A 23,837-nucleotide genomic window follows, 5' to 3' on the forward strand; every position below is an offset into this window, starting at 1 on the left:
ATCCGTATGTCTTCTTCCCTCGCCGAGCTGCGCGCCCGGCTTCCCGAGCTGACGCTGCGCGACGAGTTCCGTCTGCGGCGCCGGCTCGACGGCGTGCGCGGGGACGCCGTCCCGGACGGTCTCGAGGACGAGATCGACAAGGCCGCGGCGCGGGTGGAGCGGCGCCGGGCCGCGATCCCCGCGGTCAGCTACCCGCCGCAGCTGCCGATCTCGGCCCGCCGCGACGACATCCTCGCCGCCGTACGGGACAACCAGGTCGTGGTCATCGCCGGCGAGACCGGCTCGGGCAAGACGACCCAGCTGCCGAAGATCTGCCTGGAGCTGGGCCGCGGCGTCCGCGGGGTCATCGGGCACACCCAGCCGCGCCGGATCGCGGCCCGCACCGTGTCCGAGCGGATCGCCGAGGAGCTCGGCGTCGAGCTCGGCAGCGCCGTCGGCTACCAGGTCCGGTTCACCGACCGGGCCGGCGAGGACACCGCGGTCAAGGTGATGACCGACGGCATCCTGCTGGCCGAGATCCAGCACGACCGCATGCTCCGCCGGTACGACACGCTGATCATCGACGAGGCCCACGAGCGCAGCCTGAACATCGACTTCCTGCTCGGCTACCTCAGGCAGCTGCTGCCCCGCCGCCCCGACCTGAAGGTGATCATCACCTCGGCGACGATCGACCCGCAGCGGTTCTCGGCCCACTTCGGCGACGCGCCGATCCTGGAGGTGTCCGGCCGGACGTACCCCGTCGAGGTCCGCTACCGGGAGCCGGCCGAGGACGCCGACCAGATCGAGGCGATCACGGCCGCGGTCGGCGAGCTGGGCCTGGAGGCGCCCGGCGACGTGCTGGTCTTCCTCTCCGGCGAACGCGAGATCCGGGACACCGCGGACGCGCTGCGCAAGTCGCTGCCGGAGACCACCGAGGTGCTGCCGCTGTTCGCCCGGCTGTCCGCGGCCGACCAGCACAAGGTCTTCGCGTCGCACTCCGGCCGCCGGGTCGTGCTGGCCACGAACGTCGCGGAGACCTCGCTCACCGTCCCCGGCATCCGGTACGTCGTGGACCCCGGCACCGCCCGCATCTCCCGCTACAGCCTGCGTACGAAGGTCCAGCGGCTGCCGATCGAGCGGGTCTCGCAGGCCAGCGCCGACCAGCGCAAGGGCCGCTGCGGCCGGACCGCGGACGGCATCTGCATCCGGCTCTACTCCGAGGAGGACTTCGAGTCCCGGCCCCGGTTCACCGAGCCGGAGGTGCAGCGGACCAACCTGGCCTCGGTCATCCTGCAGATGACCGCGCTCGGGCTCGGCGACGTCGGCGCGTTCCCGTTCGTGGACCCGCCGGACCGGCGCGCGGTCGCCGACGGCGTCGCCCTGCTGCACGAGCTGGGCGCGCTGGAGGCCGGCACGGGCGAGAAGCGGCGGCTGACCCCGGTCGGCCGGAAGCTGGCCCAGCTGCCGATCGACCCCCGGCTGGGCCGGATGGTGCTGGCCGCCGAGGGGAACGGCTGCCTGCACGAGGTGCTGGTCATCACCGCGGCGCTCTCGATCCAGGACCCGCGCGAGCGCCCGGTCGAGAAGCAGGAGGCGGCCGACACCATGCACCGCCGCTTCGCCGACCCGACCTCGGACTTCATGACCCTGCTCAACCTCTGGAACTACATCGAGGACCGGCAGGACGCGCTGTCCTCCAGCGCGTTCCGGCGGCTGTGCACGGCGGAGTTCCTGCACTACCTGCGGGTCCGCGAATGGCAGGACCTGTACGGGCAGCTGCGCAGCATCCTGCGCCAGCTCGGCACCGCGGTGCCCCGTTCGCCCGCCGAGGTGGACCCGAAGGTCGTCACCCGGTCCCTGCTGGCCGGCCTGCTCTCGCACCTGGGGCTGCGCGAGGACACCGGCCCGCGCTCCCGGGAGTACGCCGGTGCCCGCGGGGCCCGGTTCGCGGTCTGGCCCGGCAGCGCGCTGGCCAAGCAGCCGCCGCGCTGGGTGGTGGCGGCCGAGCTGGTCGAGACCTCCCGCCTCTGGGCCCGTACGGTGGCGAAGGTCGAGCCGGAGTGGGCCGAGGAGCTGGCCGGTCACCTGGCCGTGCGCTTCTACAACGAGCCGCACTGGTCCAAGCGCCGCGGCGGCGTGGTCGCGACCGAACGGGTCACGCTGTTCGGGCTGCCGATCGTGGTCGGCCGGACCGTCGACTACGCCCGGATCGACCCGCAGCTGTCCCGGGAGCTGTTCCTGCGGCACGCTCTGGTCGAGGGCGACTGGCAGTCCCAGCACGCGTTCCTGGCCACCAACCGGGCCCTGCTGGAGGACGTCGAGGAGCTGGAGCACCGGACCCGGCGGCGCGGGCTGGTCGTCGACGACAACACGCTGTTCGACTTCTACGACTCCCGGGTGCCGGCCGACGTGGTGTCCGGGCGGCACTTCGACGCCTGGTGGAAGCAGGCCCGCCGGACCGACCCGAACCTGCTCACCTTCACCCGCGAGATGCTGGTCCCGGACGACGTGGACACCGCGGACACGCCGGACGAGTGGACCCAGGGCGGGCTGACGCTGCCGGTCGCGTACCGGTTCGAGCCGGGGGCGGCGGACGACGGGGTCATCGTCGAGGTGCCGCTGGCGGCGCTGAACCGGGTCCGGCCGGACGGCTTCGACTGGCAGGTGCCGGCGCTGCGGGAGGAGCTGGTGACCGCGCTGATCCGGTCGCTGCCCAAGCCGCTGCGGCGCAACTTCGTCCCCGCGCCGGACGCGGCCCGGGCCATCCTGGCCCAGCTGGAGCCGGGGCGGGAGCCGCTGGTGGAGGCGCTGGCCCGGGAGCTGCGCCGGGCGTCCGGGCAGGACGTGCCGATCACCGCGTTCGACTGGGCCAAGGTGCCGGCCCACCTGCGGGCCACGTTCCGGGTCACCGACGGCGCGAGGACCGTGGCCGAGGGCAAGGACCTGGAGCAGCTGCAGCGCCGCCTCGGCCGGACCGTGCAGGACGTGCTCTCCGGCGCCGCGCGGACGCTGGAGCGTACGGGCCTGACGAGCTGGACGGTCGGGACGGTGCCGCGGACGTTCGAGGCCGGTGGCCTGGTCGGCTATCCGTCCCTGGTCGACGAGGGTGCGACGGTCGCGCTGCGGGTGCTGCCGACCGAGCCGGAGCAGCGGGCCGCGATGTGGGCCGGGGTCCGGCGGCTGCTGCTGCTCGGCGTGCCGTCCCCGCTGAAGTGGGTCTCGGCCCGGCTGGACAACCGGGCCAAGCTGGCGCTGACCAACAACCCGCACGGCAGCCTCGCCGCGCTGCTGGCCGACTGCGCCGCCGCGGCCGCGGACGAGATGATCACCGAGGCCGGCGGGCCGCCCTGGGACGCCGAGGGCTTCGCCAAGCTGGCCGACCGGATCAAGGCCGAGCTCAACGAGCGGGTGCTGGAGCTGCTGCGCGGCGCCCAGCAGGTGATCGGGGAGTGGGCGCCGCTGGTGGCCCGGCTCGGCGTACCGGTCGCGTCGCCGCTGCAGCCGGCCCTGAACGACCTGAAGCTGCAGGTCCGGGGCCTGATCGGACCGGGGTTCGTGGCCGCGACCGGGCGCCGGCGGCTGCCGGACCTGCGTCGCTACCTGGCCGCCGCGGCGTACCGGCTGGACCGGCTGCCGGGGGACACGGCCCGGGACTCGATCCGGATGGGGCGGGTGCAGGCCGCACAGCAGGAGCTGGACTCGTTCCTGGCCGCGCTGCCGCCGGGGCGGCGGGAGGCCGACGAGGTCCGCCAGCTGCGCTGGATGGTGGAGGAGCTGCGGGTCAGCCTGTTCGCGCAGTCGCTCGGCACGCCGTACCCGGTCTCGGAACAGCGGATCTACCGGGCGATGGACCAGCTCGGATAGCTAGCGCGCCAGCAGCGGGAGCTCCGCCCAAACCGTTTTGCCATGGCCGGGGGAGGCGCGCCAGCCCCAGGCCACCGCGAGGCGGGTGACCACGGACAGTCCCCGGCCGTTCTCGGCGTCGGCCGGCGGGCGGGGGTTGCCGTGCGGCGAGGACCCGGCGGCCCCGTCGGTGACCTCGACCCGGACCCGCTCGGGCGCCCGGACCATCGTCACCACGATCGGCTCGGCGCCGTGCACGACCGCGTTGGTGACCAGCTCACTGACGACGAGCAGCAGGTCCTCGCGGATGCCGGGCTCGCACCCCCAGTCGTCCAGCACCTCGGTCACGGCGTGCCGGCCACGCGACGGCGCGTCCGGATCGCCGTCGAGCTCGATCACCTGCGTCTGGTCCCCGCCGTGTGCCAAGTCCACGTTCCTTGTGTGCCCGGCGAGCAGGTCGGCCTATCCCGAATCGGCCGGCTGATTTCCGCGTTGGGCCGAACTGGTTACGATCTTGGCGTAGTTGTCACGGGGGGTGACGATGGCCAGCGGCCTGAAGCCGGCGCCGACCGGGGGGACGGTGGCCTGGTTCACGATCCCGGATCCCGACTGAGCCGGCCAGGCCCGGCTCCCATCGCCGGACCTGACCCGGCCCGGCTCATTTCGCCGGACCTGACCCGGCCCCGGCTCATTTCGCCGGGCCTGAGCGGCGCCGGGCGGCCGGGTCTGTCGTAGGGGCGGGTTAGCTTCTGCGGCATGACCGTGCTGCTCCGGGACCTCGCCGACACCTCGGCGGCGGTCGCCGGGACCTCCGCGCGGCTGGGCAAGGTCGGGCTGCTGGCCGAGGCGCTGGCCCGGGCCGATCCCGCGGAGGCAGCCGCGGCCGTGGCGTTCCTGTCCGGGGAGCTGCGGCAGCGGCAGATCGGCGTCGGCTGGGCGAGCCTGCGCGAGGTGCCGCCGCCGGCTGACGCGCCCTCGCTGCGGGTCGGTGAGGTCGACGCGATCTTCGAGGAGGTCGGCCGGCAGGCCGGGGCCGGGTCGCAGACGGCCCGGCGGACGCTGCTGGCCGCGCTGTTCGCCCGCGCGACCGGGCCGGAGCAGAAGTTCCTGCGCCAGCTGCTGGTGGGAGAGCTGCGGCAGGGTGCGCTCGAGGGCGTCATGGTCGACACGGTCGCCAAGGCGTCCGGGGTGCCGGTGAAGGACGTCCGGCGGGCGGCGATGCTGCGCGGCGACCTCGGGCTGGTCGCGGCCGCGGCGCTGGCCGGGGGCGCGGCCGCGCTGGCGGAGTTCCGGCTGGAGGTCGGGCGGCCGGTGCTGCCGATGCTGGCCCAGCCCGCCGACGGCGTCGACACGGCCCTGGCGAAGATCGGCGGCGCGGCGGCGGTCGAGTGGAAGCTGGACGGCGCCCGGATCCAGGTCCACCGCAGCGGCTCGGACGTCGCGGTCTACACCCGCTCGCTGGACGACATCACCGCCCGCGTGCCGGAGGTCGTGGAGGCGGCGCTGGCGCTGCCGGTGACCGCGGCCGTGCTGGACGGGGAGGCGATCGCGCTGCGACCGGACGGCCGGCCGCTGCCGTTCCAGGTGACCGCGTCCCGGGTCGGCAGCAAGGGCGACCCGGTCGGGCTGCGGGTCGCGACGCCGCTGTCGCCGGTGCTGTTCGACCTGCTGCACCTGGACGGTGCGGACCTGCTCGACGCGCCCGGTTCGGACCGGGCTGCGGCGCTGGCCTCGGTGGTGCCGGTCGACCTGCGGGTGCCGCGGGTCGTCGCGGGCTCGGCCGCCGACGCGTCGGCGGCGTTCGCGGCGGCGCTGGAGCGCGGGCACGAGGGGGTCGTGGTCAAGTCGCTGACCGGGCCGTACGAGGCCGGGCGGCGGGGCGCGGGCTGGCTGAAGGTGAAGCCGCGGCACACGCTCGACCTGGTCGTGCTGGCGGTCGAGCGCGGGCACGGCCGCCGTACGGGGTGGTTGTCCAACCTGCACCTCGGCGCCCGGGATCCGGCCGGCGGGTTCGTGATGCTGGGCAAGACGTTCAAGGGGCTGACCGACGAGATGCTGCGCTGGCAGACGGCGCGGCTCGGGGAGCTGGCGGTCGACGACTCCGGCTGGGTCGTGCGGGTACGTCCGGAACTGGTGGTCGAGATCGCGTTCGACGGGGTGCAGACGAGCCCGCGCTATCCCGGCGGGGTCGCGCTGCGCTTCGCCCGCGTCCTGCGCTACCGGGAGGACAAGACCGCCGCCGAAGCGGACACCCTCGACACCGTCCGGGCGATCCACGCCGGAACTCGGCAGCCGACCTGACCCGGGGTTGGACTTACTGGTCCTCCGCCTGCGGCGGGGCCTCGGTGGAGGAGGTCGGTGCTTCTCCGGCACCGCGCGGAAGCCCCGCCCGGGGGTTAGGGGCGGCCCGACAGCCGAAAGGCCCGGCCGTGAGGCCGGGCCTTTCGGTTACAGCGAGTGTGCAATCCCCGTGGAGTGGTGCGTTGGTACTAGAGGCGCGTACGGCTGCGGCCACCGACCCCGCGACGCGTCGCGGCCCGGTAGATGAGCAGCGCGATGACGGCGCCGATGATCGAGCCGATGATCCCGGACGGCTGCAGCGCGCCCTCGCTGAGGTCGTGCCCGAACAGCAGGTATCCGAGGAGACCGCCGATGAACGAGCCGATGATGCCGAGCAGGATCGTCGCGCCGATGCCCATCGGGTCCTTGCCCGGCACCAGCGCGCGGGCGATGAACCCGGCGATCGCGCCGATGATGATGAGCGAGATGATGAACCAGAGCACGGGTTCCTCCACTGTGTCTGCGACGGCCCCACACCGTCACATTGGGTCAGCACTGGAGGTACCCCGGACCGCACGGGCCCAATCCAGCCGACCGCATCACATCGGCGTACGACCCACCTGTGACGCGATCTCCGCAGGCCCAGCGACGGCCTGATCCACCGGGTGGATCCCGGAGCGCGCCCGCCGGAGCCGGGGACTATTCTGCGGATGCTCGCTGCCGGAGCTTCCAGCTCCGGCGGTGCTGTCGATGAGTCGGAGGCCAGCAGTGACCGTCACCGCCCCCTCGCCGATCGTCAGCCGCCCCGCTCCGGTGCGGACGACGTCGCGTGGGTCGATGCTGCTCGACCTGCTCAAGACGACCGATCACAAGCTGATCGGCAAGATGTACCTGGTCACGGCGTTCCTGTTCTTCCTCGCGGGCGGCCTGATGGCCCTGCTGATGCGCGGTGAGCTGGCCCGCCCGGGCCTGCAGTACCTCAGCCTGGAGCAGTACAACCAGCTGTTCACCATGCACGGCACGATCATGCTGCTGTTCTTCGCGACGCCGATGGTCTTCGCGTTCGCCAACCTGGTGCTGCCGCTGCAGATCGGCGCCCCGGACGTGAGCTTCCCGCGGCTGAACGCGTTCTCGTACTGGCTGTATCTCTTCGGCGCCCTGACCGCGGTGTCCGGTTTCGCCACGCCCGGCGGCGCCGCCGACTTCGGGTGGTACGCGTACTCGCCGCTCACCGACTCGATCAACTCGCCCGGCGTCGGTGCCGACCTCTGGTTCGTCGGCCTGGCGATCTCCGGCCTCGGCACGATCCTCGGCGGCGTCAACATGATCACCACGGTGATCACGCTGCGCGCGCCCGGCATGACGATGTTCCGGATGCCGATCTTCACCTGGAACATCCTGGTGACCAGCGTGCTGGTGCTGCTGGCGTTCCCGATCCTCACCGCGGCGATCTTCGGCGTGATGGCGGACCGCAAGTTCGGCGCGCAGATCTTCGAACCGCAGAACGGCGGCGCCATCCTCTGGCAGCACCTGTTCTGGTTCTTCGGCCATCCCGAGGTCTACATCGTGGCGTTGCCGTTCTTCGGCATAGTCACCGAGATCATCCCGGTCTTCAGCCGCAAGCCGATCTTCGGCTACAAGGGCCTGGTCGGCGCGACGATCGCGATCGGCGCCCTGTCGGTGACGGTCTGGGCGCACCACATGTTCGCCACCGGCGCCGTGCTGCTGCCGTTCTTCTCGTTCCTGACCTACCTCATCGCGGTGCCGACCGGGATCAAGTTCTTCAACTGGATCGGCACGATGTGGCGGGGCTCGATCAGCTTCGAGACGCCGATGCTGTGGTCGATCGGCTTCCTGGTCACCTTCCTGCTCGGCGGGCTGACCGGCGTCATCCTCGGCTCGCCCCCGCTGGACTTCCACCTCAACGACTCGTACTTCGTGGTCGCGCACTTCCACTACGTGCTCTTCGGCACGATCGTGTTCGCGGTCTTCGGCGGGATCTACTTCTGGTTCCCGAAGTTCACCGGCCGCTACCTGGACGAGCGGCTGGGCAAGCTGCACTTCTGGGCCACGTTCGTCGGCTTCCACCTCACCTTCCTGGTGCAGCACTGGCTGGGTGCCGAGGGTATGCCGCGGCGGTACGGCGACTACCTGCCCGGCGACGGCTTCACCACGCTGAACACGATCTCGACGGTGGGCTCGTTCCTGCTCGGCGTCGCCACGGTGCCGTTCCTCTGGAACGTCTACCACTCCTACAGGTACGGCGAGGTCGTGACCGCGGACGACCCGTGGGGCCACGGCAACTCGCTGGAGTGGGCGACGTCCTGCCCGCCGCCGCGGCACAACTTCACCGTCATGCCGCGGATCCGGTCCGAGCGGCCGGCGTTCGAGGCGCACTACCCGGAGCTGGCCGAGCGGCTCGAGCTGGAGGCCCACTCCGGCAGCGGGCCGCTCGGGCCGAACGACCTGGTCGGGGCGGACGTCGGGTCGCGGCAGGGGGCGAAGGACCCCGACCCGAGCTGACCCTGGTGTCACACCGGTGGCGCCTGTGACATGTCGTGCGCGCCTGATACCGTTGCGTAATCCCTTCCCGAGCTGACCGCGCGGGCCTCACCAGGCCCCGCTGACCCCAGCGCAAGACCCTTCCTCATGCACCCACACTCCGTGCTCGTCACCGTCACGGGACACGACCGCCCGGGCATCACCTCCGCCCTGTTCGCCGCGCTCGCCGCGCACGACGTGGAGGTCCTGGACGTCGAGCAGGTCGTCATCTCCGACCGGATGGTGCTCGGGGTGGTGCTGGCCCTGCACGGTGACCCGGCCCCGCTCCGCCGCGCGGTCACTCACGCGGCCGAGGCGCTCGGCACCGAGGTCGAGGTGTCCATCACCGAGGACCCGGACGCGGTCGGCAACGCGATGCCGGTCCGCCACCACGTGATGGTGCTGGGCCGCCCGCTGCGGGCCGGCGCGGTCGGTGAGATGGCGCGGCGGATCTCCGACCTCGGCGGCAGCATCCACTCGATCGTCCGGCTCACCCACCGGCCGGTGACCGCGCTGGAGCTGGTCGTGTCCGGGGTGGACGCGGCCCGGCTCGGGGCCGGCCTGGTCCAGGGCGCGGCCGCCGCCGGCGTCGACGTCGCGGTCGAGCGCGCGGGCCTGCAGCGGCGGGCCAAGCGGCTGCTGATGATGGACCTGGAGACCGTGCTGGCCGGGCCGGAGCCGTTCGCGGCGCTGGCCGACCAGATCGGCCGCGGCGCCGAGTCCCGGCGGCTGCTGGCCGCGGGCGAGGCCGAGGGCAGCTCGACCGCGGAGGTGGTCCGGACCCGGGCCGCGCTGCTGGCCGGCGCGCCGGTGGCCACCCTGGACGTGCTGCAGGGACAGATGCGCTGGACGCACGGGTCGCGTGCGCTGCTCGGTGCCGCCCGCCGGGCCGGGCACCGCACCGGCGTGGTGACCGGCGGGATCGCCCAGGTCGCCGAGCGGCTGGTGGACGGGCTGGAGCTGGACTTCCTGGCCGCGAACCGGCTGGAGACCGCGGACGGCCGGCTCACCGGCCGGATCGTCGGTGAGGTCGTCGGCGGCGGCGGGCGGGGCCGGGCGCTGGTCCGCTTCGCCGAGTCGTACGGGGTGCCGCTGGCGCAGTCGGTCGCGGTCGGCTGCGGAGGCGAGGCGGCCGAGCTGCTGCGGCTGGCCGGGCTGGGCGTGGTGCTGGACGTGGCCCGCCCGGCCGAGCCGGGGTCCGAGCGCAGCGCGCACCTGGATGCGCTGCTGTTCGTGCTGGGGATGCGGTCCGACGATCCGGAGGAGGCGCCGCTGCGCCCCGAGGACGTGCTCGCCACCGCCCGCCGCTCCCGCTGATCGCCCGCCGCTCCCGCTGACCGGCCGCCGCGCGCTGACGTCTCGCCGTCCGCCCTGGGCGAGTGTGCGCCGGACGGCACGTCGGCGCCGACGCGTACCACTGTCAGTGGTAATTACCCGGCCGAGTGGTAACGCCGATCAGGACATCGCCCGGTCGCGGGAACGGCGACGTGAGGCGGCGACGTGAGGCGGCGACGTGAGGCGGCGACGTCAGGCGGCGACGACGGGCGTGCCGACGAGGGTGATGCCGGCGGTGCGCAGGCGGTCGAGGGCGGCGGCGGTGGTCTCGGCGGCGACGCCGGCGGTGAGGTCGAGCAGGACGGTCGTCGCGAAGCCCTCCCGGGCCGCGTCCAGCGCGGTCGCCAGCACGCAGTGGTCGGTGGCGATGCCCATCACCTCGACCGTGTCCACGCCGGCGGCGCGCAGCCAGTCGGCCAGCCCGGCGCCGTCCGGCCCGTGCCCCTCGAAGCCCGAGTACGCCGCCTGGTATTCGCCTTTGTCGAACACCGCCGCCAGCAGCGACCGGTCCAGGTCCGGGTGCAGCTCGACCCCGCCGGTGCCGACGACGCAGTGCGCCGGCCAGGTGGCGACGAAGTCCGGGTGCGCGGCGAAGTGCGTACCCGGGTCGATGTGGTGGTCCCGGGTCGCGACCACGTGGTCGTAGCCGGCCGTGCCCAGGTGCGCGGTGATCGCCGCCGCCACCCCGGCCCCGCCGCCGACCGCGAGCGAGCCGCCCTCGGTGAAGTCGTTCTGCACGTCCACGACGATCGCCGCGCGCGTCACGGTCCCTCCAGCAGGACGGTCGGCAGGGCGGGCTCGCCCTGGGACAACTTGAGACCCTCCCACGGTACGGTCCGCAGCGCCGCCGCCAGCCGCGTCCGGGCGGCGCCCAGATCGGCGGGGTCGTCGACCCGCTCGCCGCCGCGGACCAGCGGCACCTGCAGCAGCCGGTCGTGCGGGCCGAGCGACGGGGACCCCTTGACGACCAGCACCTCCTCGGTCGCGGTCCCGGTCGCCCGGTGCCGGCGCAGCGCGGTCTTGCGGCCGCCCTGGGTCGCCTTGTGCTCGGAGCGTTTGGCCACCGGCCGGCCGTCGACCTCGACCAGCTTGTAGACCATCCCGGCCGTCGGCGCGCCGGAGCCGGTGACCAGTGAGGTGCCCACGCCGTACACGTCGACGGGGGCGCCGGACAGGCCGGCGATGGCGAACTCGTCCAGGTCGCCGGACAGCACGATCCGGGTCCCGGTCGCGCCGAGCGAGTCCAGCAGCTCGCGCGACTCCAGGGCCAGCACGCTCAGGTCGCCGGAGTCGATCCGGACCGCCCCGAGCGACGGGCCGGCGACCTCGATCGCGGTCCGGATCCCCTGCGCGATGTCGTACGTGTCGACCAGCAGCGTGGTGCCGACCCCGAGCGCGTCGATCTGGGCCTTGAACGCGGCGGCCTCGTCGTCGTGCAGCAGCGTGAACGCGTGCGCGGCCGTGCCCGAGGTGGGCACGCCGTAGCGGCGGCCGGCCTCGAGGTTGGAGGTCGAGGAGAAGCCGCCCAGGTACGCCGCCCGGGCCGCCGCCACCGCGGCCTCCTCGTGGGTACGCCGGGAGCCCATCTCGATCAGCGGCCGGTCCCCGGCCGCGGTCGCCATCCGGGCCGCGGCCGCGGCGATCGCGCAGTCGTGGTTGAGGATCGACAGCGCCAGCGTCTCCAGCAGCACGGCCTCGCCGAACGTGCCGGTCACGGTGAGCACCGGCGAGTTGGGGAACCAGAGCTCGCCCTCGGCGTAGCCGTCGATGTCGCCGGTGAACCGCCATTCGGCCAGCCAGTCCAGGGTGGTGCCGTCCAGGCCGGAGTCGGACAGGACGGCCAGCTCGTCCGGGCCGAACCGGAAGGACTCCAGCGCGTCCAGCAGGCGGCCGGTGCCGGCGACGACGCCGTACCGCCGGCCGTGGGGCAACCGGCGGGCGAACGTCTCGAACACGCAGGACCGCCCGGCGGAGCCGTCCCGCAGGGCCGAGGCCAGCATGGTCAGCTCATAACGGTCGGTGAGCAGCGCGGTCGACCCCACGACGAGGACTCTAGGCGGGCGCTCGCCTGTGAGCCGGGCCGGGTCACGTGCCACCATGGGGCGGTGACCGGCATGATGGCACCCGGTACCGACACCGGGACCGCAACCGACACGCAAGAGGACATCGAGGAGGCCACGGACGTCCGGGCCGCGATGCCGTGGGTGACGCTGGTCTGGAACGACCCGATCAACCTCATGTCCTACGTGACGCACGTCTTCCAGAAGCTCTTCGGCTACGACCGGGAGAAGGCGACCAAGCTCATGCTCGACGTGCACAAACGCGGCCGGGCGGTGGTCAGCTCCGGTTCGCGGGAGCAGATGGAACACGACGTGGCCCGGCTGCACGCGTACGGCCTGTGGGCCACCCTCCAGCAGCAGTGACCGCGGTCAAGCGCACCCGGCGCGGGGTGGTCGTCAGCTTCGACGAGGTCGAGGCCTCGCTGCTGCGGCACCTGGTCGGCGAGGTCCGGGAGCTGCTCACCGACGGTGAGCCGGAGCTGCCCGAGCCGGCCGCCCGGGCCGGCGGGCTGCCCAGCGACGCCGAGCTGTCCGCGCTGACCGGGCTCGGCGGCCCGGCCGGGCTGGCCGGGTACGCCGACGAGCCCGAGACGCCCGAGGACCCGGCGCTGGCCCGGCTGCTGCCCGACGCCTACCGGGACGACCCGGACGCGGCCGGCGAGTTCCGCCGGCTGACCGAGACCTCGCTGCGCCGGGACAAGGTCACCGCGGCCGACCGGCTGCTGGCCACGCTGCCGGGCGACGGCCCGGGCGAGGTCCGGCTGGACGCGGACACGACCGAGTCCTGGCTGGCCACGATCAACGACGTCCGGCTGGCGCTGGGCACCCGGCTCGAGGTGAGCGAGGAGATGGCCGAGCCCGACCCGGAGGATCCGGACGCCCCGGCGTACGTGGTCTACCTGTGGCTGACCGAGCTGCAGGGCGTCCTGATCGAGGTCGCCGACGACTAGCGACGGGTGGCTCACCCGCCTGGGGCTGCTAGCTCACGACTGACTGGCGGTGCGGGTCCCAGTACTCGAGGCCGGCCTCCTCGAACCGCTGCTCCAGCGCCTCCAGCCCGCGCTCGGCCGCGTACGCCCGCTCCTTGGCCGTGATCGGGATGACCCAGCGGAAGTTCACCGTCCGGCCCGGCAGCGGCAGCGTCCAGAGCTCGTCGGCCAGCAGGTACGGGTTGCTGACGAGCAGGTGCCCGCAGGTCGAGCCGGGCAGCCAGGGCTCGCCGACCGACACGGTGTCGCCGACGGAGAGCTCCTGCACGCCGTGGAAGTAGACGACCATCGCCAGCAGCTCGACCGCGCGCAGCGTCTTGAACGGCGTGACCAGCACGAACTCCGATCCCTGGGACGAGCTCGGGGCCTGCTCGGCCGGGATCGAGGCGCCGCTGGACACGTGCAGCCAGAGCCCGCCCCGGGTCTCCGGGTCCACCCGCAGCACCCGGACGTGCGGCGCGGACATCGCGTCGGTACGCCAGCCCTGCACGACCACCCGCTGGCCCGGGAACCCGTGCCGCAGGTGGCTCTCGATCGCGCTCTGCGCGTCCACATCGGTCACGGGGCCCACCCCCGACACGCTACCCAAAGTGGCGACCGCGCGGCGGTAACCTGAGCGGGTGCTGACCCTCGACCCGGCGGTCCGGGACGCGATCGTCGCGCACGCCCGCCGCGACCACCCGGACGAGGCCTGTGGCATCGTCGCCGGACCGGCCGGTACCGGGCGGCCCGAGCGGGTGATCGAGATGACCAACGCCGCCCGCTCGATGACCCAGTACGAGTTCGAGCCGGCCGAGCAGCTGCGCGTCTACCGGGAGATGGACGACCGGGACGAGGAGGCGGTCGTGGTCTACCACTCGCACACCGCCACCGAGGCGTACCCGTCCCGGACCGACGTGCGGTACGCGAGCCAGCCGGACGCGCACTACGTGCTGGTCTCCACCCGGGACCCGGAGACCGCCGAGTTCCGGTCGTACCGGATCGTGGACGACGTCGTGACCGAGGAAGAGGTCCGGATCTCAGCCGGCGTGGCCGAGGCGAGGGAAGCGTTGTAGCACCTGCGCGGTTCGTGGCTTAGACAACCCGAGAGCACCCAGGAGTTTCAGGCATGGCCATCGAGGTCCGGATCCCGACGATTCTCAGGCAGTACACCGGCGGCGAGAAGCAGGTGAAGGCGGACGGCTCGTCCCTGGGCTCGCTCGTCGACGACCTCGACACGAGGTTCCCGGGGTTGAAGGGCCGCCTCGTCACCGACGAGGGCACCCTGCACCGGTTCGTCAACGTCTACGTCAACGACGAGGACGTGCGCTTCACCGGCGCCCTGGACACCGGGCTGTCCGACGGCGACGAGGTCACCATCCTTCCCGCGGTGGCGGGCGGCTGACGATGCGATACGCGTCGCTGCTCGACGCGTTCGGCGACACGCCGCTGGTCGGGGTGCCCCGCCTCTCGCCGTCGCAGGACGTACGGCTCTGGGCGAAGCTCGAGGACCGCAACCCGACCGGGTCGGTGAAGGACCGGGCCGCGCTCTACATGGTGCTCGCGGCCGAGAAGGAGGGCCTGCTGCACCCGGGCTCGACGATCCTCGAGCCGACCAGCGGCAACACCGGCATCTCGCTGGCGATGGTTGCCCGGTTGCGCGGCTACGAGCTGATCTGCGTCATGCCGGAGAACACCTCCCCCGAGCGCCGGGTGCTGCTGCAGATGTACGGCGCGAAGGTCATTCCGTCGCCCGCGGCCGGCGGCTCCAACCAGGCCGTGGCGATGGCCAAGGAGCTGGCGGCCGAGCATCCGGACTGGGTCATGCTCTACCAGTACGGCAACCCGGCGAACGCGCAGTCGCACTACGAGACCACCGGCCCGGAGATCCTCCGGGACATGCCGGCGATCACGCACTTCGTGGCCGGCCTCGGCACCACCGGCACGCTGATGGGCGCGGGCCGGTTCCTGCGCGAGAAGGTCCCGGGGATCCAGGTCGTCGCGGCCGAGCCGCGCTACGGCGAGCTGGTCTACGGGCTGCGCAACGTCGACGAGGGCTTCGTCCCCGAGCTGTACGACCCCTCGGTGCTGACCACCCGCTACTCGGTCGGCGCCCGGGACGCGGTCCGGCGGACCCGGCAGCTGGTCGAGACCGAGGGCATCTTCGCCGGCATCTCCACCGGCGCGATCCTGCACGCGGCGCTCGGCGTGGCGGACCGGGCGGTGGCGGCCGGCCAGTCGGCCGACATCGTGTTCCTGGTCTGCGACGGCGGCTGGAAATACCTCTCCACCGGCGCCTACGGCGGCACGCTGGAAGAAGCGGAGCAGGCTCTGGAGGGCCAGCTCTGGGCGTAGTCGCAGCTTTGGTCCTAGTGCTACGACCCTGTTCACGCCTTCGGATGACGGCGGATCGGCGGACGGGTGACCATGCCCATAGGTCCCCGCGGACTGCTCCGCTGAGCGGTTAATGTGCTGGTCCTCATGGCCGACATCAATGACCGCCTGGAGCGGCTGCACAAGCGCGACGAACTGACCCGTCGCGTCCTCCAACAGCGCGCGCTGCCGGACTCGGTGGCCGACCTGGGGGAGGACTTCGTCGAGGTGATCGAGGCCGTCGTGCACGTGGTGCGCCGGCAGCCCGGGGCCTCGGTGATGGTCGCGCCCGGGGACGGCCGGCAGGGCTCGGCCGTGGTCCGGGTCAGCGAGACCGCCGGCGATGTCGAGATCCAGGTCCTCGCGACCGGCCCGGCCGTCTGACGCAGCCCCGGCCACCTGGCCACCTGGTCGCGGAGATGACGTCCGGTTGCGGGCCCCGGCCACCCTGGTCGCGCGGGCGACGCCCGGCTGCGGCCCCGCCTACCTGGTCGCGCAGGCGACGTCCGGCTGCGGCCCCGCCGCGTCCCCGGCTACCTCGTCGCGCAGGCGACGTCCGGTTGCGGCGGCGGGCAGCTGATGCCGGGGTCGGGGACCGGCTGCCCCAGCGTCTCCCCGGCCGCGTCCAGCGCGGTCACGCTGCGCACCGCCACCGTCCCCGGCAGCACCACCGCGAAGAACCGCGCGTCCGGCTCGGTCGCAGTCTGCTTCGCGGTCAGCGTCAACGGCTCGCCGCCGGCCCGCCGGACCAGCACGTGGACCGTCGCTGCCGAGGCGATGCCCGCGACCCGGGTGACCGCGACGCCCCTGTCGGCCAGCGGCTGGACCGCGAACGCCGGCGCCGCCCCGGCCTTCCAGCCGTCGAAACACACGACCTCCGACCGGGACAGGTCGTCGTCGGAGACCGCGCACAGCCTCGCCCCGGGGCCGAGCGAGACCGTCCCGACCGCCCAGTACGCCCCCGCGAGGGTGCCGGAGGCGATCGGGTAGACCGGCGGCTCCGGGGCCGGCGAGCCGAGCGCGCCGGAGGCCGAGGGCACCGGGCCTGGGGGGGCGCCGGGAGCCGCCGCCGGCACGCCGCCGCTCCCGCCGCGGGGCACCAGCAGCGCGGGCAGCGCGAGGGCGAGCACGGCGACCAGCCCGGAGCCGGCCACCGCGAGCAGCGTCCGCTGCCGGGAGCGGCGCCGCCGGACGGTTGCGAACACCCGCGGCACCGGGTCCACCGGTCCGGAGTAGTCCGGGATCAGGTCACGCAGGGCCTCGCGGAGGGAGTCGTCGGTCACGGCCGCACCTCCTCAGCCGTCGCCCGGTCCGGGTGACCGCTGGTGCGCAGCCGCGCCAGCCCCCGGAACGCGTGCGTCTTCACCGAGCCGGCGCTGATCCCGAGGATCTCCGCGACCTGCTTCTCGCTGAGATCCTCCGCGTACCGCAGGACCACGACCGCGCGCTGCAGCACCGAGAGGTCGGCCAGCCCGCGGCGCAGCCAGTCCCGCTGGTCCACCGCCTCGGCCTCCGGCGAGCCGCGCGGAACCGGCAGCTCGGGCAGGTCCCAGTACGGCTCCTCGCCCTTCCAGCGTCGCCGGGACGCCGAGATCGCGCCGTTGACGATCGTCTGCCGTACGTACGCCTCCGGGGCGCCGTCGCGGACCTGCGGCCACTTGCCCCAGAGCTTGGCCAGCGACTCCTGCACCAGGTCCTCGGCCCGGCCCACGTCCAGGGTCAGCGAGTAGGCCAGCCGAACCAGGCGGCCCCAGCGGGCGCGCGTGAACTCGGCGAAGCCGTCCTCGGTGGCCCGGTCGCGCACCCACGGCTCCCTCCTCGCGCTCGCCGCCCGTGTCCTATCGGTAAACGCGGAGGGAGGTGGCGCGAGTTGACGCTCAGTTGAAGGTGATGGAGCTGGCTTGGTCGTTGGCCGCGGCTCCGACGTTGGCCAGGCTGGAGATGATGAGGGTCAGCGCGCCGCCGGTAAAGCTCGTGTTCCGGAACAACTGCTGGGCGCAGTTCGAGAAGCTCTTGAAACTGGTGATCCGGTCGTTCCAGCCGGCCGGCAGGCTGGCGAACCGGAAATCGACGTCGGAGCTGTTGTCGCAGCGCCCGGCCGCGAACAGGTTCAGCGTGGCGCCGCGGAAATTGGCGTCGGCGTACTCGGTGCCGACCAGGACACTGGCCAGCGGCGCGACCGGGGCGTTCACCTCGGCCGCGAAGGCGGTGTCGGTGGCGGCGTCGGTGGCCGACACCGGCGCGTCGGTCACCCGGCCGCCGGTCCCGTACGCGACGGCGCCCCGGTAGGTCGCGAAGCAGCGCAGCGTGGCCGCGCCCGCGATCAGCGCGCAGTGCGGCGCCGACGTGGCCGGGGCCGGGGCCGCGGCGGTCCGCGACTCGGGCGCGGTGCCGGCGGCGGGCGCCGCGGCCGGGCCGACCGGCAGCGCCGACGCGGGTGCGGCGAGCAGCAGCAGCGGTGCCGCCGCGGCGGTCACCACCAGGGCTCGCCGGACCGTACGGGACCCGGCAACGAACCGGGCGAGGGTGGACAGGACTGGCGCCGCGAAAGCCATCGCGGACTCCTCTCCGCCGGCGTGAGGGAGACCGGCGCATCCGGCAGGATATATCCGCGCGGTAACTGATTCGTCACTCATAGCCGTGTGGGTGACAGACATCGGGTGAGAAGCAATTCTCATCCGGGGTCCGGGCCACCGTGCGCCCAAAGTCGGATACTGTGCGGCCAGTCGGACCAGCCCGTCTGAGCAGGACCAACGGGGGAGAAGCAGGAAGGACTGGATGTCCCTGAGCTCCACCTCGACCGCATCCGGGCGGGGATCCGGGCGGCGTCCCGCCCGGATCGCGACCGCGGTCGCCGTGGCGGTGGCCGTGCTGGCACCGCTGGCGGTGCTGTGCGCCCAGGTCTGGTCGAGCGCGAGCGCATCCGGGTCCTTCACCGCGGACGAGCGGCGCGGGGCGGACTACCTCCAGCCGCTGACCGTCCTGCTGGCCGCGACCACCGAGGCCCAGTCCGCGGCCGTCCGCGGCCGTCCGGTCGACGCCGAGGGGGTCCGCGACGCGCTGGCCGCGGTGGACCGCGCCGACACCCGGCTCGGCGGGCCGCTGGGCACCACCGACCGCTGGATCAGCGCCCGGGCCACCGTGACCGACCGGGTCGGGCGGACCGGCTGGCCCCAGCCGTCCGTGGCGTACACGCAGTACAGCGACCTGAACACGCAGCTGATGGAGCTCAACCGGACCGTCGGTGACAACTCCCGGCTGATCCTGGACCCCGCCATCGACGGCTACTACGTCATGAACGCCAGCCTGCTGCGGATCCCGGAGATCCTCGTCGACTCGGGGCGGTACGCGGACCTGTCCGTACTCACGGCCACCGGCGGCACCCCGGACCCGGCCGCGCAGGCCCAGCTGGCCGCGGCCCGCAACCGGATCGCCACCGACGCCACCGACCTGTCCGACGGGCTGCTCAAGGCGTTCGCGATGACCCGCAGCGCCACCCTCGGGTCGGGGCTGACCCGGCAGCTGGACAACTTCCGGACCGCGGTGGACGCGGTCGCGCCGTCGACCTCGCTGCTGGCCCCGCCGCCGCAGCGGTCGCCCACCGACCTCGCCGCCGACCAGGACACGCTGCAGCGGGCCGCGCTGGACCTGCAGCGGGCGACGCTCGGGCAGCTCGACGCGCTGCTGGCCATCCGGGCCGGGGACGCGACCCGGACCAAGCTGGTCGCGCTGGTCGCCGCCGGGATCGGCGTCCTGGTCGCAGTCGGGCTGGCCACGCTGGTCTGGCGCCGGTTCCCGCCGGTCGCGGGCCGGGTCAGCCGGCACGCCCAGCCGGAGCCGGGCAGCCGGCCTGCGGAGCCGGAGCCGGGGCCGGGCCGCCGGCACGCCGAGCCGGACCCGGTCGAGACCCGGCACCGATCCGTCGACGACACTGCCGTGCCGGCCCCGGCCGAGCGCTCCGGAGGTGCCCGTGCTGCTCGGTAGGTTGCGGGTCCGGCAGAAGCTGGTCCTGCTCGTGCTGCCGTTGCTGCTGATCGCGATCGCCGGCGCGGTGCCGCTGGTGGCCGGCCGGGTGCTGGCGGCCGAGCACTCCGGCGACGCGGCCGGCGTGGTCGAGCGCGCGACCCGGATCACCGAGCTGGTCCAGGAGCTGCAGCAGGAGCGGCTGGCCTCGCTCGGGTTCCTCACCGGCGACGTCGACCGCGACCGCGTCGTCACCCGTACGGCCCGGGTGCATGAGCTGACCAGCCAGCTCACCCGTGACTACGCCGACGGCGACGAGGAGCTCGCGATCGTGCTGCGCGGCATCGACTCCACCGCCGGCCTCGGCGGGCTGCGCGACCGGGTGCTGTCCAAGCAGGCCCCGGGCATCGAGGTCTTCGACGACTTCAGCCAGGCCACCAACGGGCTGATCGACGTACTGCGGCTGACCGAGGACGCGGACCTGCTCACCGAGGCCGGCCGCCAGCAGGTCGCGCTGGACTCGATCATCCGGCACGACGAGGCCACCGCGGCCGAGGGCTCGGCGCTGTTCATCGAGCCCGGCCGGCGCATCACCGCCCGGGTGATCGGCCTGGTCAGCCGGGGTCTGGCCCTGGAGGACCGGGAGGAGGACACGTTCAAGGAGCTGGCCCAGCCCAGCGCCGTCGCCCTCTACGAACAGGTCGAGGACGGGCAGTCCAGCACCCGGCTGAACAACTACCTGGGCGGCCTGGTCGGCAGCGCGTCCAGCACGATCGACGTGACCGTCGCCGCCGACCTGCTGCCCCAGGTGGAGTCGCTGACCTCGCTGAGCCGGCTGGTCGAGACGCAGGTGTCCAACCAGGCCGTGACCGAGGCCCAGAAGTCCGCCCGGACCGACCGGTGGCTGGCCGGGATCGGCATCGGTGTCGCGCTGCTGCTGCTGACCGGCGCCACCGTGCTGTCGGTCCTGATCACCCGGTCGATCGCGCGGCCGCTGCGGCGGCTGACCGCGTCCGCGGACGAGGTCGCCGACGTCGCCCAGCAGGAGCTGGTCCGGGTCGCCGACAGCGACGACCCCGAGGCCGCGGTGCCACAGCTGCGCCCGGTCCAGGTCGGGACGGCCGACGAGCTGGGCGAGCTGGCCCAGGCGTTCAACCGGGTCCAGCAGGTCGCGACCAGCCTGGTCGAGCGGCAGCTGGTCAGCCGGCAGAACGTGGCCACGATGTTCGGCAACGTCGGCCGCCGCACCCAGAACCTGGTCGGCCGGCAGCTGGCGATGATCGACTCGCTGGAGCGCAACGAGCAGGACCCGGCGCTGCTGGACCGCCTCTACCGGCTCGACCACGTCTCCACCCGGCTGCGCCGCAACGCCAACTCGCTGGTCGTGCTCTCCGGCGCGACCGACCAGCAGATCACCGGCGAGCCGCTGACCGTGGCCGACACGATCCGGTCCGCGCTCGGCGAGATCGAGGGCTTCCAGCGGGTCCGGCTCGGCGAGGTCGACGGCGCGCTGCTAACCCCGAACGTCACCCCCGACGTGATCCTGCTGCTGGCCGAGCTGCTGGAGAACGGCACCTCGTTCTCGCCGCCGCACACCGAGGTCGAGGTCGACGCGCAGTCCGTGGCCGGGGACGGGGTGGTCATCCGGATCGTCGACCACGGGCTCGGCATGACGACCGACCAGCTGGCCGCGGAGAACGGGCGGCTGGTCTCGCGGGAGCGACTCGACCTGGCGCCGACCGACGTACTGGGGTTGTTCGTGGTCGGGCGGCTGGCGCGGCGGCACGGGATCGAGGTGCTGCTGGCGCCGACGCCCGGGACCGGGGTGACGGCGGAGGTCCGTGTACCGGCCGGGCACGTCGTGCGGTCGGACCCTCCGGCCGAGGCGGAGCCTGCGCCCGTTCCTGCTCCTGCTCCGGCGTCGGCGCCGGGTGGGGGCGAGGACGGCCGGGGCTGGTGGGACTCGGTCGAGGGGTCGGCGGACTGGGCTCAGGGGGCGGCCGGGGGGGCGGTGCTGCCGCCGTTGCCGGTACGGAACCGGTCCGCGGTGCCGGCACCTGCTGACGCGCGTCGTCGGGCCGACGCAGCTCGGATCTCGAACGGAGCGGCGCCGGTCACCGAGCCGGCGCCCGCCGTCGGGACGCCGGGTGCCGGGGTTCCGGTTGTTGAGGCGCCGGGTGCCGGGGCGTCGGTGCAGGACGTGCCGGTGCAGGACGTGACGGTCGAGGAAGCGCCGGCCGCGAACGGCATTGCTGCGAACGCCGTGGTTGCGAATGGCGTCGCGCGTGCAGCAGAGGTCGCCGACCCGGTCCCCGCCGAGGCGGCCACCCACGGCGTAGCCGCCGCGGACATCGCCTCTGTGGAGGTCGCCGAGAACGGTGCTCCTGCGGAGGTCGCGCCGAACGGTGCGTCCGGCCGGGCCGCCGCGGACGGTGCGTCCGCCGAGGGCACGACGAACGGCGCAGCCGCCGGGCCGGAGGCGAACGGCGTCGCCGCCGAGGTCGCGCCGAACGGTGCGTCCGCTGAGGTGGAGGCGAACGGCGCCGTCGCCGGGGTGGAGGCGGACGGTGCGTCCGCCGAGGGGGAGGCGAACGGCGTCGCGGCTGAGGCCGGGGCGGGGAAGCCGGCGTTGGTCCCGGCCCGGGCGAGGTCGTTCTCGCCCCGACCGACCGCGTCGGTCGCCGCCGAGCTGGCCGCGAGGCAGGCGTCCCCGTTCCGGGAGGCGCCCGCGGCGTCCGGGAGCGTGGCCGGCCCGGAGCCGGTGCGGCCGCGGGGCGCGACCGGGATGGTGCGGCGGGTCCGGGGCGCGCAGCACCCCGACACCGGCGCCGCGGGCCGGACCGAGCCGGAGGAGGCGGCCCCGGCGCCGTCCGCCGACGACGCCCGGCGCGAGATCGAGGACTTCGAGGGCGGCGTACAGCGGGCCCGGCGGGAGACCGGCGCCGACGGCGGCGACGGGTTCCTCGTGGACGCCGAGGCCGCCGGCCTGGCCCCGTGGACGACGATCGACCCGGACGACCCGGAGAGCGCGCAGCAGACCCGCGCCCTGGTCGAGGAGTTCGAGACCGGCGTACGGCAGGCGCTGGCGCGCTTCGACGAGGTCGCGGCAAAGGCGCCCGACCCGGCTCCGCTCTTCGAGCGCCCGGCGCCGGCGGCGCCCGACCCGGCTCCGCTCGCTGAGCGCCCCGCGGCAGAGGCGCCCGATCCGGGTCCGCTCGTCGAGCGCCCGGCGGCAGAGGCGCCCGATCCGGGTCCGCTCGTCGAGCGCCCGGCGGCGAAGGCCCCGGACCCGGGCCCGCTTTTCGAGCAGCCCGCGCCGGCGGTCCCCGACCCGGCTCCGCTCGAGCGGCCCGCGGCGATGGCGTCCGACCCGGGTCCGTTCTTCGAGCGGCCCGCGTCGGCGGTCCCCGGCCCGCGCCGTTCTGAGGACCCACCGGCGGTGGAGTTGCAGCAGAGCAGGGACGAGGGGGTTCCGTTGGTGCCGCGGCGGATCGACGCGGGGGTGGCCCGGCCCGACCCGCCGCGCGGCCGCCCCGACCCACGCCCGCTGGAGCGCCGCCGGCCCCTCGCGACCCCGGCCCCGCCGTCCGAGACCACGTCGCCCGGGCTCGGACAGGAGCAGCCGGCAGCGGCCGTCACCCCGCCGACCGCGCCCGAACGGTCCCCGAGCGGGGAACGCGGTCCCGATTCCGCTGGCGACCGGATCAACGAGCCGAGCCCGAACGGCAGCGTGGAGGCGGCGCCCGAAGCGGGCAAGCTGGACGCCACGGGGGACGGCGGCTTGGTACGCCGGGTACCCGGAGCGCAGATGCCCGCAGGCGCAAGGGCGGCGAGACCGGGTGTCCCGGATCCGGCGGCGGTGGACGTGACCGAGCTGGACGGCACCGAGCTGGTGCCGGCCGAGCCCGGCGCGGCCGAGCGGGACGCGGCCGAGCAGGCCGCGGCTGCGGCCCGGTCGCTGGTGGACGAGTTCGAGGCGGGCGTACAGCGGGCGTTGCAGGTGGGCGACGACCACACCACGGCAGGGACGGCCGAGACGGACGAGGAGGATGCCAGGTGAGCCACACCGCGTACGGCCTGAGTGCCGAGGCGCAGAACTTCAACTGGCTGCTCGGCAAGTTCGCCGCAGAGACGACCGGTGTCCTGGAGGCCATCGCGGTCTCCTCGGACGGCCTGCTGATGGCCATGTCCGCCGGTCAGGAGCGCGGTGGCGCCGACCGGCTGGCCGCGATCACCTCCGGCATCACCAGCCTCGCCGGCGGTGCCGCCCGGGCGTACCAGCTGGGCGGGCTGAACAAGGTGATCGTGGACATGGCCCACGGCTACCTGCTGGTGTCGGCGATCAGCAGCGGCTCGGTGCTCGGCGTGATCGCGGCCAAGACCGCGAACCTCGGCAACATCGCGTACGAGATGACGTTGTTCGCGACCCGCGCCGGTGCGGCCCTGACCCCGCAGCTGATCAACGAGCTGAAGAACTCCCTCGGCGACTGACCAC

General features: G+C 73.9%; 21 protein-coding genes. 13 read left to right on the forward strand and 8 right to left on the reverse strand.

Translation table 11 applies throughout. From position 1 onward, the window contains the following. Nucleotides 1-6 precede the first annotated feature (6 nt). The gene (hrpA, locus tag VGP36_15330; GenBank protein HEV7656086.1) at nt 7-3,843 is read left to right on the forward strand and encodes an ATP-dependent RNA helicase HrpA; all 3,837 of its coding nucleotides are present in this window, start codon (nt 7-9) and stop codon (nt 3,841-3,843) included. Here hrpA and VGP36_15335 read toward each other — a convergent pair whose 3' ends face one another. Continuing rightward, nucleotides 3,844-4,254 carry an ATP-binding protein gene (locus VGP36_15335; protein ID HEV7656087.1) on the reverse strand — a complete coding sequence of 137 codons (411 nt, stop codon included), beginning with the start codon at nt 4,252-4,254 and terminating at the stop codon, nt 3,844-3,846. Between the two features lie 330 nt (nt 4,255-4,584). Between VGP36_15335 and VGP36_15340 the strand changes: the two genes are divergently transcribed. Further along, complete coding sequence (locus VGP36_15340) at nt 4,585-6,123, forward strand: ATP-dependent DNA ligase (protein ID HEV7656088.1); 1,539 nt, start codon at nt 4,585-4,587, stop codon at nt 6,121-6,123. Nucleotides 6,124-6,311: 188 nt separating this feature from the next. Here VGP36_15340 and VGP36_15345 read toward each other — a convergent pair whose 3' ends face one another. After that, nucleotides 6,312-6,605 carry a GlsB/YeaQ/YmgE family stress response membrane protein gene (locus VGP36_15345; protein HEV7656089.1) on the reverse strand — a complete coding sequence of 98 codons (294 nt, stop codon included), beginning with the start codon at nt 6,603-6,605 and terminating at the stop codon, nt 6,312-6,314. 334 nt (nt 6,606-6,939) lie between these two features. Here VGP36_15345 and ctaD point away from each other — a divergent pair, with 334 nt between their 5' ends. Both ctaD and VGP36_15355 read left to right on the forward strand, forming a co-directional pair. Next, nucleotides 6,940-8,625: a cytochrome c oxidase subunit I gene (ctaD, locus tag VGP36_15350; GenBank protein HEV7656090.1), complete on the forward strand. Its 1,686-nt coding sequence runs from the start codon at nt 6,940-6,942 to the stop codon at nt 8,623-8,625. Nucleotides 8,626-8,766: 141 nt separating this feature from the next. Further along, nucleotides 8,767-9,960, forward strand: coding sequence for an ACT domain-containing protein (locus tag VGP36_15355; GenBank protein HEV7656091.1), 1,194 nt, complete (start codon nt 8,767-8,769; stop codon nt 9,958-9,960). Between the two features lie 210 nt (nt 9,961-10,170). Here VGP36_15355 and VGP36_15360 read toward each other — a convergent pair whose 3' ends face one another. Both VGP36_15360 and VGP36_15365 read right to left on the reverse strand, forming a co-directional pair. After that, nucleotides 10,171-10,743, reverse strand: coding sequence for an isochorismatase family protein (locus tag VGP36_15360; GenBank protein HEV7656092.1), 573 nt, complete (start codon nt 10,741-10,743; stop codon nt 10,171-10,173). Next, nucleotides 10,740-12,077, reverse strand: coding sequence for a nicotinate phosphoribosyltransferase (locus VGP36_15365; protein ID HEV7656093.1), 1,338 nt, complete (start codon nt 12,075-12,077; stop codon nt 10,740-10,742). The genes VGP36_15360 and VGP36_15365 overlap by 4 nt, the downstream gene beginning before the upstream one ends. Nucleotides 12,078-12,092: 15 nt before the next feature. Between VGP36_15365 and clpS the strand changes: the two genes are divergently transcribed. Next, a complete protein-coding gene (gene clpS, locus VGP36_15370; protein ID HEV7656094.1) occupies nt 12,093-12,401 on the forward strand; it encodes an ATP-dependent Clp protease adapter ClpS in 309 nt (102 codons plus the stop codon). Continuing rightward, entirely contained in the window at nt 12,398-12,988 is a 591-nt protein-coding gene (locus tag VGP36_15375) for a DUF2017 domain-containing protein (GenBank protein ID HEV7656095.1), read from the forward strand. The genes clpS and VGP36_15375 overlap by 4 nt, the downstream gene beginning before the upstream one ends. A 28-nt stretch (nt 12,989-13,016) precedes the next feature. Here VGP36_15375 and VGP36_15380 read toward each other — a convergent pair whose 3' ends face one another. Beyond that, nucleotides 13,017-13,589, reverse strand: a complete 573-nt coding sequence (locus VGP36_15380; protein HEV7656096.1) for a suppressor of fused domain protein — start codon at nt 13,587-13,589, stop codon at nt 13,017-13,019. Nucleotides 13,590-13,647: 58 nt separating this feature from the next. On the opposite strand from VGP36_15380, the gene VGP36_15385 reads away from it, so the two are divergent. From VGP36_15385 to VGP36_15400, 4 genes are all read left to right on the forward strand, one after another. Further along, nucleotides 13,648-14,082, forward strand: coding sequence for a M67 family metallopeptidase (locus tag VGP36_15385; GenBank protein HEV7656097.1), 435 nt, complete (start codon nt 13,648-13,650; stop codon nt 14,080-14,082). Nucleotides 14,083-14,135: 53 nt separating this feature from the next. Next, entirely contained in the window at nt 14,136-14,411 is a 276-nt protein-coding gene (locus VGP36_15390) for a MoaD/ThiS family protein (protein HEV7656098.1), read from the forward strand. 2 nt (nt 14,412-14,413) lie between these two features. Next, a complete protein-coding gene (locus VGP36_15395) occupies nt 14,414-15,361 on the forward strand; it encodes a cysteine synthase (GenBank protein HEV7656099.1) in 948 nt (315 codons plus the stop codon). Between the two features lie 126 nt (nt 15,362-15,487). After that, nucleotides 15,488-15,763 (forward strand): hypothetical protein, encoded by a 276-nt coding sequence (locus VGP36_15400; GenBank protein HEV7656100.1) that lies wholly within the window; start codon nt 15,488-15,490, stop codon nt 15,761-15,763. 149 nt (nt 15,764-15,912) lie between these two features. Here the strand turns inward: VGP36_15400 and VGP36_15405 are convergent, their stop codons facing one another. The 3 genes from VGP36_15405 to VGP36_15415 form a co-directional block, all read right to left on the reverse strand. Further along, complete coding sequence (locus tag VGP36_15405; protein ID HEV7656101.1) at nt 15,913-16,662, reverse strand: hypothetical protein; 750 nt, start codon at nt 16,660-16,662, stop codon at nt 15,913-15,915. Next, nucleotides 16,659-17,183 carry a SigE family RNA polymerase sigma factor gene (locus tag VGP36_15410; protein ID HEV7656102.1) on the reverse strand — a complete coding sequence of 175 codons (525 nt, stop codon included), beginning with the start codon at nt 17,181-17,183 and terminating at the stop codon, nt 16,659-16,661. The genes VGP36_15405 and VGP36_15410 overlap by 4 nt, the downstream gene beginning before the upstream one ends. A 73-nt stretch (nt 17,184-17,256) precedes the next feature. Next, nucleotides 17,257-17,934 (reverse strand): hypothetical protein, encoded by a 678-nt coding sequence (locus VGP36_15415; protein HEV7656103.1) that lies wholly within the window; start codon nt 17,932-17,934, stop codon nt 17,257-17,259. Nucleotides 17,935-18,157: 223 nt separating this feature from the next. On the opposite strand from VGP36_15415, the gene VGP36_15420 reads away from it, so the two are divergent. From VGP36_15420 to VGP36_15430, 3 genes are read left to right on the forward strand one after another with little or no spacing between them, the layout of a single operon-like run. Then, on the forward strand, nt 18,158-19,363 hold the full coding sequence (locus VGP36_15420; protein HEV7656104.1) for a hypothetical protein: 1,206 nt from the start codon (nt 18,158-18,160) through the stop codon (nt 19,361-19,363). Then, nucleotides 19,350-23,402, forward strand: a complete 4,053-nt coding sequence (locus VGP36_15425) for a nitrate- and nitrite sensing domain-containing protein (GenBank protein ID HEV7656105.1) — start codon at nt 19,350-19,352, stop codon at nt 23,400-23,402. Before VGP36_15420 ends, VGP36_15425 begins: the two co-directional genes overlap by 14 nt. Beyond that, nucleotides 23,399-23,833 (forward strand): roadblock/LC7 domain-containing protein, encoded by a 435-nt coding sequence (locus VGP36_15430; protein ID HEV7656106.1) that lies wholly within the window; start codon nt 23,399-23,401, stop codon nt 23,831-23,833. The genes VGP36_15425 and VGP36_15430 overlap by 4 nt, the downstream gene beginning before the upstream one ends. Nucleotides 23,834-23,837 lie beyond the last annotated feature (4 nt).

This window comes from Mycobacteriales bacterium (assembly GCA_035995165.1).
Classification (GTDB): Bacteria; Actinomycetota; Actinomycetes; order Mycobacteriales; family CADCTP01; genus CADCTP01.